Raw genomic sequence first — 11,064 nt, 5'->3', positions numbered from 1 at the left:
ATGACGAATGGGACTCCGGTTTTGGGGTCCTTTTCTCGTTTCCGGAGGAATGAACATGTTGTATGCCAGCCCAAGCGGCGGATGCTTTTGTCCGATTTTGCCGCCTTTTGGTTACGGAACCAGCTTGATCAAGGAGGGAGAAACCGTGCCATCGTTGGAGTTGATATCCAAAGAGAAAAACGGATTTGGCGACACGTATTATTACATCCGCGACTCAAACGGGGTGACCAGTCAAGTTCATGAAGGCGATTTAGACGCATTCATGAACAAGAAAGGCGTTACGAAGTTGAAGGAAGGCAGAGCTTATACGTACCCCAAAAAGAGGGGTAAGGCACGATGAACCATAACCCCATCGGACGCTGCCTGGATTTCCAAAAGGAGCTGCGGCAATGAGCTATGTAAACAAGGAACAGATCGAACGTGCCAAAAGACTGGACCTGCTCACATATTTGCAAATGTACGAGCCGGCAGAACTGGTCCGATGCTCCCGCAATGTCTACACCACCCGGACACACGACAGCTTGAAAATTTCCAACGGTAAATGGTACTGGTGGTCAAGGGGGATCGGCGGGCGCTCGGCGCTGGACTATTTGATCAAAGTGCGGGGCATGTCTTTTCCCGATGCGGTGCTGCAAATGGAAGGCGTTCATCCAGGCAGCGCACCTGCATTTTCGCAATCTTTGCAACAACGCTCATCTCCAGCGCGGTTTGAACTTCCTGAACCGAATCGTACATCGCATCGCGTCATGGCCTATCTCAGCAAACGTGGTATCCATCGCACGTTGATCGACTACTGTCTCGAAACGGGGCGTTTGTATGAAAGCCGCCGCTATCACAACGCGGTATTCGTCGGTTTCGACCAGCAAGGAACGCCGCGCTATGCGGCGATACGCGGTACGACAAGCACTCGTTATATGGGGGAAGCCGCTGGCAGCGACAAGCGGTATTCGTTTTCCATTCCGGCCTCGGGAAACTGTACGGAACTGCATCTGTTTGAGAGCGCTATTGATCTCTTATCCTACTGTACGCTGGAACATCTCGCTGGCCGGGATTGGCGGCAGGCGCATAAGCTGTCGCTGGCCGGAATATACAGGCCCAGGACAAATGGGGAGGACTCTACTCCCCCGTCTGCCCTAACGCATTACTTGCAGTGCTTTCCCCAGGTGAATCGACTTGTCCTGCACCTGGACAATGATGAGCCGGGGCGATTGGCGGCAGCCACGATACAGAGGCTCCTCTCCCCCGCCCTTCTCATATCCGATGAGCCGCCTAAGTTCGGAAAGGATGTAAACAACGATTTGATGGAATTCCGAAGAAGACGCGGTGAACCATCCCGATAGCGGTAGACGCTGAACGGTTGGCGTCTTTTCTTTCTGGGCTACGGAAAATTTTCACATCATGTGGATAAGATGTGAATATATGGGGATAAGTGCAGCCGCATTGATTGTATAGCATGTAATAGGTATAATAAAATCAATATACAGCTATGCAAGGAGTGACCAAGATGATTATCAAACCTTCCGCCAGTATCCGGCAAAACTATAATGAAATCGCCGATCTATGCAAAACATCCGGGGAACCGGTTTATCTGACCAAGAACGGTGAAGGCGATCTTGTCGTAATGGACATTGATACGTTTTCCCGTCGCGAGAAGATGTTAAAGCTGCGTGAAGAACTGCTCGCTGTGCAAGAAGATCGTTTGGCGGGCCGTGTTGGCGTGACGCCGGATGAACTGGACGCTTACCTGGAGGGCATTATTGACGAGGTGCAGCATGGAAAAGATGCCCCGTTATAAGATCATCGTCTCCGATCGCGCCCGCCAAATGCTGGCGACTCATGTGCGATTTCTTGCGGAGAAAAGTCCGGATGCCGCGCGAAAAACGAAAAACGAATTACTGCAAGCGATACGTTCCTTGGCGCGAATGCCGGAGCGCTATCCTTTTCTGGAAGCGGAATTTATCCCGTCAAACAAGTATCACAAGATGTTCGTGGAAAAATGGTATCTGGTGTTATATCAAATTCAGGATGAAATCGTGTATGTCGATTACATTGTAGACTGCCGTCAGGATTATCGCTGGTTGGTGAGATAACAAAAAAGTTCGAAGGAAGGCGCTGAGCGGATCGGCGTCTTTTTTGTGTTTTTTGGGTCCCTCTCTTTTTCCCGGCAGGTGCCTTGAAGGCAACGCGAGACGACTGTCTCGTGTTGTAGCAAGCACTGAATTTGGATATCCAAATTCGCTTGTTAGGGGCATAGCCCCTAAGACCCCGTTCGCACGATGCTATTGCCTCGATGCTCGAATTGTCCCGCGGCGATGAGATTTTCTGTCGGTAGCTCATTTTCGGAAAGGGGTGATGCTAATGAGGAAACGACCAATCTCTTTTCTGGTTCGCTTAAATGAAAGCGAGCATGCTCGCCTTATGAGAGAAGTGAAAAAAACGGGACTTTCTCGGGAAGCGTACATTCGGGCACTGATCAATGGGTATACTCCCAAACCGCTACCGCCCCTGGATTATTTCGCGATGATGCGTGAACTAAACGCTATTGGGAATAACCTGAATCAACTCACTGTGAAGGCCCATACGACTGGACATCTAGAACGGGCTGCATTTCAGGTGGAAGCCGACCGCTTGCGCCGCGCAGTCCAGCAGATTCAACAGTCTGTAACCGAACCGGAACGAAGACCACCAGTGAATCCAAATGTGCATCCGCCGTAAGGGGGGAATTTCGCGTGGCAACGACCGCAATCTGGGGTGTGACCGACAGGCTTAAGCGGGTGCTGGATTACGCCGCAAATCCTGACAAGACAGCAGAACGTAGCGAAGGCGGAGGTTTGGAGCAGGTACTCGTATATACACAGGCGGATGCCAAGACGGAGAAGCAACTATATGTCAGCGGTGTCAACTGCGATCCGTCAACGGCTTATGAGCAGATGCAGCGGACGAAGCGGCAGTTTTTTAAGACGGACGGCATATTGGCCTTTCACGCCTATCAAGCGTTTGCGCCGGGTGAGACAACGCCGCAAATCGCCCATACCATCGGTGTTAAACTGGCACAGGAGTTGTGGGGGGAGCGCTTTGAAGTCGTCATATCGACCCATTTGGATAAACAGCATGTGCACAATCACTTTGTGTTAAACTCGGTTTCCTTTGTGGATGGGAAACGGTATTACGACAACAAAGCTTCCTATGCCCTGCTGAGACAGACATCCGACCGGCTTTGCCAGGAACATCACTTGTCGGTGATCGAGCATCCCGAATCGGGCAAAGCCAAGCATTATGGAGAATGGAAAGCGGAACGTGAGCGAAAGCCAACATGGAGAGGGCTAATCCGGCAGGACATCGATCAGGCTATTGCATCTTCCATGACGATGACACAGTTTTTTGCCCATTTACAAAAGCAAGGTTATGAGCTAAAAACGGCGGTTAAACATATGGCGATACGGCCGCCTGGAAAGACACGCTTTGTCCGTTTGCGCAGTCTAGGCGATGGCTATACCGAGGAAGCGATCAAGCAGCGAATATTGCGAAACCGAATACCTGAACGGGAAAGGCCATCCCATGTCCGCAGACGACGTGCCATGTGTAAGAGCCATGTTCGGTCTGGTCGCAAATTGCGCGGCTTGCAAGCTTTATATATCCGCTACTTGTTTGAAATGGGTGTGCTTCCTAGAAAACGAAAGCCTGTCAAAAAGCCATCCTTTAGACTTCGGGAGGATTTGAGACACTTGTCGGTATTGATGGAGCAAACCAAGCTGCTATGCAAGTATCGCCTCACCCATCAAGAGGAGCTTCTCGCTTTCCGTGACAGGTTGGAGGAACAGATCCAATCCCTGCACCTGAAGCGCAAGTCGTTGTACAACCGAATTCGCCGCTGCAAGGATGCTGGCCAGCGAGAACAATACAAAACGCAAATTGCTGTTTGTTCTAAACGGCTTGCCTCGCTTCGAAAGGAGGTGAAGCTGGTTCAAGGCATTTTGGAGCGATCAGGAGAATTACGAGAGACGTTAAACAGAAGTGGCGCACAGGATCGAAAGGAGGAAATTTTCGATGAGTACCGAAACGGAAGCCGCCAATCAGGTTGTCAACATGAGCTTGAAAAGCATCGAAGTCATGGCCAAGATTTCCGGCGAAGGCGCTAAGCATTTGGCGGTATATTTGTTTGCGGCCTTGCAAGGACAAAAACGAACAAAGGGCAGCATCCGGTTGGAGAGTTTGCTGCGCAGTGGGAAAGAATTAAAGGTATTTGCGGTCAAGAACGAAGACCTGGCAACCTTCTGCAAGGAAGCCAAGCGGTATGGCGTGTTGTACTGTGCTTTGCGCGACAAAAAGAACGTGGACGGGATGTGCGATGTGATGGTCCGGGCGGAGGATGCGTCCAAAATCAATCGGATCGTGGAGCGTTTCCACTTGGCCACTGTGGATACCGCCAAAATTAAGAGTGAAATTGAAAAATCCAATGGAATGTCCGAAGCTCCTGCTGTGGAACAAGGACATGAACCAGGTCACGAGCAAGTTCAGGAACAAGAGCTGTCGAAGGAAATCGCAGAAGAAAGGAATACGGACGACTTGTTGGATGAATTGATGGGAAAGTCCGAACTGCCGGAGCCGACTCCATCGGAGGACGACCATTCAACAGCGGAGAAGGAACCGGCGGAAACGTCCCATCCGTCCGAGAATACCTTCGAGCGCAACGAGGTTACCGCAAGGGATACTGATCCACCTTCTCGTCAAGAGCCGGAGCGAGTGTCCGTCCGTCAATTATTGCGGGAAATACGCGAAGAGAACCGGCAGCAAAGGATATGGGAGAAAGACAGACAGCCGCGGGAACAAGCGGAACCGTTGCCGTCTCGAAAGGAGCGGATAGCCGCCGATAAACAACAAGCCAACAAAGCAAAAGGACGAAAGCGAGGGAAAGCCAAATGAGCGAACTGGATGATTTATTCCGACAGGATGCTGCGGCTTCCTCTTCTTTCCGTACAACCGAACCATCCTTCGATAAAGAAGCATGGGTGCAAAAGAAACAGGAGCTGCGGCAATGGACATATGATACGATTGATGCCACCACCTTGTCGGTGATGCAGAACGGTGAGGCGTTCCAGCAATATTTGGATGTCCAGAGCCGCTTTGACCGCTATAGCGTGGCCAATGCGTTGCTGATTCTGGCGCAGCGGCCAAACGCGACTCGCATTGCCGATTTTGACACATGGAAGGAACAAGGGGTATTCATTCGTCGAAAGGAAACAGGGTTTTACATTCTGGAACCGGGCGAAACCTATCAAAAGCAGGATGGCAGCACCGGTATCAGCTACAATCCGAAAAAGATGTTTGATATTGCGCAAACGACCGCCGCGTTGAAACGGGAAGAACCGGCATTCCCGGATGATCGCGCCCGTATTAAAGCGTTAATTGACCTCGCCCCTGTTCCGATTGGCATTGGTGATGCGTTGCCATCGGTAAAGCACGCGTTCTATCAGCCAGATACAAAAAACATTACCATTCGTCGCGGGCTTGAGGCCGGCGATATTTTTCGAGCGCTTGCCCAAGAACTGACACATGCTGAACTGGATCGTGGCGATGGACGGTACAACCGCTCAGATAACGAGTTTGTTGCCTACTCCGCTTCTTATATGTTGTGCAGGCAATTTGGTGTTGCAACCGACACCTTCCGCTTTGATCGAGCGCCGGAGAAGTGGAACGGGTTGGAACCGCAGCAAGTTCGTGCCGAGTTGACGCTCATGAAGGAAGCTTTTCAACAAACATCCCAGAGAATGAACCGGAACCTGTCACAACAGCGCCAGCCTAAACGATACGATCCGGTTCGCTAAGTTTTGTCTGGAGGGAGTGCTATGAAAAAACAGGAACGAATCTTGTCCTTGAATCATTATGAGCACGGGATAGTCGTCCATGCGCTGAATGCGTTACGAAATGACTTAATCGGTGAGAAACGACCGACGGATGCCGTGGATGATTTATTGTTAAAAATGATTGATGCCCCACTTCTAAATAAAAAGCGCTGGAGGCATTATGAAACGCGATGAAGCCGCAAGGAGTAATTTGATACTCTTTGCGGCTTTTTTTATTCCCGTCATCTGGTTGGCACTGTTGGTTGCTCCCGCATGGTCAGAAGGATTGCCGAGTATGTTGGTCCATCTCAGCACGGCGATGCGCCAGCCGCTTAACATAGAGTGGGTGGACGATACGCCCCGCTGCTTGTTGATTTTTGCGCTGATCTATGGGCTTTGCGCTGGGGTTTATTTGGCGACACCACGGAATTATCGTCGGCGGGAAGAGCACGGCAGCGCCCGCTGGGGCCGAGCGAAAACCGTCAATGCCAAGTATCGAGACAGACGGACGGAACAAAACAAAATTTTGACGCAGCGGGTCAAAATCGGTCTGGATGGCCGCAAGCATCGCCGGAACCTGAACGTGTTGGTTGTCGGCGGCTCCGGCGCGGGCAAAACACGGTTCTATGCTAAGCCGAATGTGATGCAAGCCTCGACCTCTTATGTCGTTCTGGACCCAAAGGGGGAAATATTGCGGGACACCGGTCATCTGCTTAAAGCCAAAGGCTATGACATCAAAGTGCTGGACCTGATTCACCCGCATCGTTCGCATGGCTATAACCCGTTTGTCTATTTGCAGGACGACAAGGATGTCTTGAAATTGGTCACGGATTCGTATCCCCACTTCCCGACGGTCTCGCCGATTAACCCCCGAATAGTCGGGTCGTCTTCTACGATCATTATCTTCATCTTCATTCCATACGCCTCCATATCCTTAATCCTATTATATCTTAATTCGGCTAACACTACTGCAACTAGTACCGTGACAAAAATGTAAGCTCGCCAGTAGAAAAACGTAAGTTCAGCGTAAGGATAACTAGTCACCGGCATGGTACGATGGAAATTGAAAAAGGGAAAGCAGGGAGGAAAGATACAGTGGAAACGGTTATTGAAATAAAAGCGTTAACGAAAAGTTATGGGAATAAAGGGAACGTCGTGCCGGTGCTTCACGGGATCGATATGTGCATAGGCGAAGGAGAATTTGTCGGCATTATGGGGCCATCGGGCTCCGGGAAGACAACACTGCTTCATATGGCCGCCACCATCGATGAACCGACCTCCGGCAGCATCGTGATCGACGGGGAAAACGTTCTTCAAATGAACGAGGCGCAGTTATCGGCTTTTCGGCGATCCAAGCTAGGATTCATTTTTCAAGACTATAATTTGCTGGATACGTTGACGGTCAAGGAAAACATTCTGCTCCCCCTCGCGTTGTCCGGTATATCGGTCGACGAATTGGAGAACAGAGTGTCTGCCATTGCGGAACGATTTAACATCAAGCATATTCTAGAAAAATACCCTTACCAAATCTCCGGAGGTCAGAAACAGCGAACTGCTGCCTGCCGTGCCATTGTGACGCGTCCGCGACTGATTCTGGCCGACGAACCGACGGGAGCGCTGGATTCTAAAGCTGCGGCCAGCCTGCTAGAGGCGCTAAATGAACTGAACGAACAAGAGCATGCGACCATTCTGATGGTGACTCATGATGCATTAGCGGCAAGCTACTGCAGTCGAGTTCTCTTTCTAAAAGACGGTGTCATTTTTGCCGAGATCGTCAAAGGAACGACACCGCGACAAGCATTCTTTAAAAAGATACTGGATGTGTTGACGGTGCTTGGAGGGCGTACGGATGACGTTATTTGAGTTGGCCAAGAAAAATAAAAGGTAATCTTCGCAACTATTTCATATATTTATTTTCCATGTTCGCAAGCGTCGCCATATTTTATGTCTTTGCTTCACTACAATATAGTACGCAGGTAGTCGAGGCTGTCGAATCTTCAGATAGCATGCAATCTGTGTTCATGGTTGGATCAATCATCCTGGTATTGTTTGTATCCGTCTTTATGATGTACTCTGGCCAATTTTTTACCCACAAACGAAAAAAAGAAGTCGGGCTATATGCTTTATTAGGTTTTCCAAAAAAAACAATCGGCCGGATGCTGTTCTATGAAAATATGACAATTGGAGCCGGCGTCCTGGTTCTCGGCATTGTGGCCGGTACGCTATTGTCGAAGCTGTTTGCCATGATTTTAATGCGCTTATTGGGAGTAGCTGTCGATGTCGGAATCACGTTCTCCCTTCCTGCGGTGCTTACCACTGTGGTTATATTTCTTATACTAATTACAATAACTTCTATACAAGCTTATCGATTGGTCTATCGATTCAAGCTTATCGAATTGTTCCGCGCAGAGCAGGAAGGGGAGCAGGAACCGAGGGCGTCGATCGTTCCCGCTGCCGCCGCGGTCGCGTTGCTCATCGTCGGCTACGGATTTGGACTTCGGAATTTTGAAAATAATGAACAGATCTTTACGAACCTGGGCGTCATGACCGTCGGCATCATCGCAGGAACTTTTTTGCTTTTTTCATCGCTCGTTATTTACCTGCTGAAATACGCCAAGAGGCGGAAGTCCCATTATTACAAGGGCATGAACCTAATCATGATTTCCAACCTGGTGTACCGAATGAAAGGGAATGCACGCACGCTAAGCGTCATTACCATCTTGTCCGCAATCGCACTATGCGCCTTCAGTTTCGGTTTCAGCCTTACTACGCTTACGAGCACACGGCACGTGTAACGGCACCTTTTAGTTACATGCATATTGCGCAGGATGACGAAGTCGATCAAAAGGTCGAGGAGATCATACGTGGCGACGATGCGCATCCCGTGAAAGCCAAGATGTCGATTCCGGTCATTCATCTGAGCGGCGAAGCGTCAAGCGACGATATCTTGTCTGATCGTGAGCGCAAGGCAGCCGAGCATCCGGTGAAAGTGATAGCGGCTAGCACATATAATCGTGTAGCGGATGCGCTGAGTCTTGACCGGTTAACGTTGAACGAATCTGACCATGCGATCGCTATTCGCCCCATGTATACGGATTACGAATGGGCGGATTATGCAGGAGAAACCATCACCCTGGATTTGCCTAATGGGAACGTTAATTTAGCATTTGCAGGCATGACGCTTGAACGTGTTCTCAATTGGCATTATCCGGATATTATGGTCGTCGTTGCGGACGATACATTTCGCAAGCTGGAAGCGCAAGTTCCTACCAAGCAATATGTTGGTTACATCGTTGAGGACCAGAAGAATACGAAAGAGACTGCCGATGCGCTTGCAGCTATACAGACATCAGAAATGAAGCTGTCGACCTATTATTCCGTGTATCGCCTCGGCATCGAGAATGCGGCTTTCAATGTTTTCATTCTAGGGTTTTTGGGTGTGATGTTCCTTCTAGCAACGGGAAGTATCCTATACTTTAAACAGTTGACGGAGGCGACGAACGATCGTTCTCGCTATGAGATATTGAAAAAAATCGGCGTGAGCCACAAGGAAATCGCCGCTACGATCCTGAAACAGAACGCACTGATCTTCTTGTTGCCGCTGTTGGTCGGCCTCGGTCATTATTTGATTATCTTTAACTGGCTGCGGAAGCTCTTCGGAGGAATGGGTGGTATAAATCTCCTGCTTCCAATATTGGTTTGCGTTGGATTGTTTATGGTGATCTATATGACATATTACATGATCACAGTAAATTCTATCATAAAGTTTATTAACGGGGAGTCTGCTCGTAAGGTTAGGTTCGCCATGTTCGCCTCAGCAGCCGTAATGGTTGCGGCCGTTAGCCTGTTCATCTTGGCGGAACCGCCAGTACAATACGACGAACCGCATACCGGTGAACGGATTCACATCACGTTACCTGAGCCGACTGGCGAGATGCCAGTGGGCGTGACGGAGCTCCACTTGACAGATATCGACCGAGCCGATCCTTGGGTAAAGGATCGAAAGCGGGAGCTTATGATCAGCATCTGGTACCCGGCCACCCGGGAGGTTGGCCAGAAAGCCAAATATATACCGCCAAACGCAGCTGCATTTTACGACGAAACCGTCATGCCGACAATCGGAGTAGAGCCCGGCCGAATCGATCTATCCAACATCGGCGTTCATGCTTCGCTGAACGCACCCGCAGAGCACGGAGAGAAGGGCTGGCCTGTCATCATATATTCTCCGGGCGGATCTGTTCCGAGAAGTCTAGGTACGATTAACGTTCAGGAATTGGCCAGTAATGGCTATGTCGTTGTGACCATTGACCATACATATGAGACAACGGTCGTCGAGTTTCCCGAAGGGAGAATAGAGACCGAGCAATTGCCTGATTTCGGGGCGGATACGGTACTGAAAATGATGAGCGTCAGGGTTGATGATGTCCGGTTTGTACTGGATCGACTGGAGGCGCTCAAGGAAGGGAACAATCCGGATCATGCGAAACGTGAGCTGCCTGAAGGGTTGGACCTTGCACTGGACTTATCTAGAATCGGCATTTTTGGTCATTCTGCTGGCGGCGCAACGGCTGCCCAAGCGATGTATGAAGATGAGCGAATCGGCGCCGGTATCGATATGGATGGCTCGATGGGCTATTTACCCAACCACCTGCTTCCGGTTGCTCAGCATGGACTTGACCGCCCGTTTTTACTAATGAATGCTGGTTTTACCGACGAGGGAGAGGTGGATCCCCATCTCACGGCGGAGGATAGGGCATCGTTCTGGAACGAGTCGAGCGGGTGGAAACTAGATGTAGCGATACCGAACGGGGCGCATTATACGTTCACCGATCAACAATATCTGCTGCCGCAAATAAGCAGTAAGCTGAGCCTTTCTCCTCAAGTCGTCCAGGGGAGTGTTGGAATCGTCGAGCCGGAACAGGCGCTTGCGGCACAACGCGATTACATTACCGCGTTTTTCGACATGCATCTGAAAGGGGTGTCGCAGCCCCTGTTAGAGTCATCAAAATCTCCTTATGCGAATGTGGAGGTGTTGGAATAACGGTCATAACTGAACCATCTAGAGGAAAAGTTGTAAAATCAAGCACTACGGGTTACTACTCTAATTTTAAGGGGCTGTCTCAAAGTCATAAATGACTAGGGACAGATCCCTCTTTTATAATCTTGCAGTTGTCGGGAGGGGGAACGAGTTCTGGTCGCTCTTGAACGTCGTGTTCTTGGA

General features: G+C 50.0%; 13 protein-coding genes. All 13 read left to right on the top strand.

From position 1 onward, the window contains the following. The first annotated feature begins 55 nt into the window (after window positions 1-55). The 13 genes from NST44_RS29465 (at window position 56) to NST44_RS29405 (ending at window position 10,884) form a co-directional block, all read left to right on the top strand. Entirely contained in the window at window positions 56-340 is a 285-nt protein-coding gene (locus NST44_RS29465; protein WP_007130982.1) for a hypothetical protein, read from the top strand. A 49-nt stretch (window positions 341-389) separates the two neighbouring features. Further along, window positions 390-1,340 (top strand): DUF3991 domain-containing protein, encoded by a 951-nt coding sequence (locus NST44_RS29460; protein WP_007130981.1) that lies wholly within the window; start codon window positions 390-392, stop codon window positions 1,338-1,340. A gap of 164 nt (window positions 1,341-1,504) precedes the next feature. Continuing rightward, entirely contained in the window at window positions 1,505-1,795 is a 291-nt protein-coding gene (locus tag NST44_RS29455) for a type II toxin-antitoxin system Phd/YefM family antitoxin (RefSeq protein WP_007130980.1), read from the top strand. Continuing rightward, entirely contained in the window at window positions 1,773-2,090 is a 318-nt protein-coding gene (locus tag NST44_RS29450) for a type II toxin-antitoxin system RelE/ParE family toxin (RefSeq protein ID WP_007130979.1), read from the top strand. The genes NST44_RS29455 and NST44_RS29450 overlap by 23 nt, the downstream gene beginning before the upstream one ends. A gap of 268 nt (window positions 2,091-2,358) precedes the next feature. Continuing rightward, window positions 2,359-2,715: a plasmid mobilization protein gene (locus NST44_RS29445; protein WP_040739004.1), complete on the top strand. Its 357-nt coding sequence runs from the start codon at window positions 2,359-2,361 to the stop codon at window positions 2,713-2,715. Window positions 2,716-2,729: 14 nt separating this feature from the next. Next, complete coding sequence (locus NST44_RS29440) at window positions 2,730-4,139, top strand: relaxase/mobilization nuclease domain-containing protein (RefSeq protein WP_007130977.1); 1,410 nt, start codon at window positions 2,730-2,732, stop codon at window positions 4,137-4,139. Next, on the top strand, window positions 4,048-4,923 hold the full coding sequence (locus NST44_RS29435) for a PcfB family protein (RefSeq protein ID WP_040739002.1): 876 nt from the start codon (window positions 4,048-4,050) through the stop codon (window positions 4,921-4,923). Before NST44_RS29440 ends, NST44_RS29435 begins: the two co-directional genes overlap by 92 nt. Next, window positions 4,920-5,825 (top strand): hypothetical protein, encoded by a 906-nt coding sequence (locus tag NST44_RS29430; RefSeq protein ID WP_007130975.1) that lies wholly within the window; start codon window positions 4,920-4,922, stop codon window positions 5,823-5,825. The genes NST44_RS29435 and NST44_RS29430 overlap by 4 nt, the downstream gene beginning before the upstream one ends. Before the next feature lie 21 nt (window positions 5,826-5,846). After that, a complete protein-coding gene (locus NST44_RS29425; RefSeq protein ID WP_007130974.1) occupies window positions 5,847-6,038 on the top strand; it encodes a hypothetical protein in 192 nt (63 codons plus the stop codon). Window positions 6,039-6,138: 100 nt separating this feature from the next. Beyond that, on the top strand, window positions 6,139-6,840 hold the full coding sequence (locus NST44_RS29420) for a type IV secretory system conjugative DNA transfer family protein (RefSeq protein ID WP_244152735.1): 702 nt from the start codon (window positions 6,139-6,141) through the stop codon (window positions 6,838-6,840). Between the two features lie 98 nt (window positions 6,841-6,938). Continuing rightward, the gene (locus tag NST44_RS29415) at window positions 6,939-7,706 is read left to right on the top strand and encodes an ABC transporter ATP-binding protein (RefSeq protein ID WP_007130972.1); all 768 of its coding nucleotides are present in this window, start codon (window positions 6,939-6,941) and stop codon (window positions 7,704-7,706) included. A 158-nt stretch (window positions 7,707-7,864) separates the two neighbouring features. Beyond that, a complete protein-coding gene (locus NST44_RS29410; protein WP_340901325.1) occupies window positions 7,865-8,638 on the top strand; it encodes an ABC transporter permease in 774 nt (257 codons plus the stop codon). A gap of 89 nt (window positions 8,639-8,727) precedes the next feature. Further along, window positions 8,728-10,884, top strand: a complete 2,157-nt coding sequence (locus NST44_RS29405) for an alpha/beta hydrolase (RefSeq protein ID WP_340901324.1) — start codon at window positions 8,728-8,730, stop codon at window positions 10,882-10,884. The last annotated feature ends 180 nt before the right edge of the window (window positions 10,885-11,064 follow it).

The organism is Paenibacillus sp. FSL W8-0919 (assembly GCF_038003785.1).
Lineage (GTDB): Bacteria > Bacillota > Bacilli > Paenibacillales > Paenibacillaceae > Paenibacillus_AQ > Paenibacillus_AQ lactis.
Note: the sequence above shows the minus strand (reverse complement) of the source record. Positions and strands in the feature narration are given on the sequence as shown.

Coding starts and splice junctions, on each gene's coding strand:
- NST44_RS29465 (WP_007130982.1), top strand. CDS start 56: ATGTTGTATGCCAGCCCAAGCGGCGGATGCTTTTGTCCGATTTTGCCG.
- NST44_RS29460 (WP_007130981.1), top strand. CDS start 390: ATGAGCTATGTAAACAAGGAACAGATCGAACGTGCCAAAAGACTGGAC.
- NST44_RS29455 (WP_007130980.1), top strand. CDS start 1,505: ATGATTATCAAACCTTCCGCCAGTATCCGGCAAAACTATAATGAAATC.
- NST44_RS29450 (WP_007130979.1), top strand. CDS start 1,773: ATGGAAAAGATGCCCCGTTATAAGATCATCGTCTCCGATCGCGCCCGC.
- NST44_RS29445 (WP_040739004.1), top strand. CDS start 2,359: ATGAGGAAACGACCAATCTCTTTTCTGGTTCGCTTAAATGAAAGCGAG.
- NST44_RS29435 (WP_040739002.1), top strand. CDS start 4,048: ATGAGTACCGAAACGGAAGCCGCCAATCAGGTTGTCAACATGAGCTTG.
- NST44_RS29430 (WP_007130975.1), top strand. CDS start 4,920: ATGAGCGAACTGGATGATTTATTCCGACAGGATGCTGCGGCTTCCTCT.
- NST44_RS29425 (WP_007130974.1), top strand. CDS start 5,847: ATGAAAAAACAGGAACGAATCTTGTCCTTGAATCATTATGAGCACGGG.
- NST44_RS29420 (WP_244152735.1), top strand. CDS start 6,139: ATGTTGGTCCATCTCAGCACGGCGATGCGCCAGCCGCTTAACATAGAG.
- NST44_RS29410 (WP_340901325.1), top strand. CDS start 7,865: ATGGTTGGATCAATCATCCTGGTATTGTTTGTATCCGTCTTTATGATG.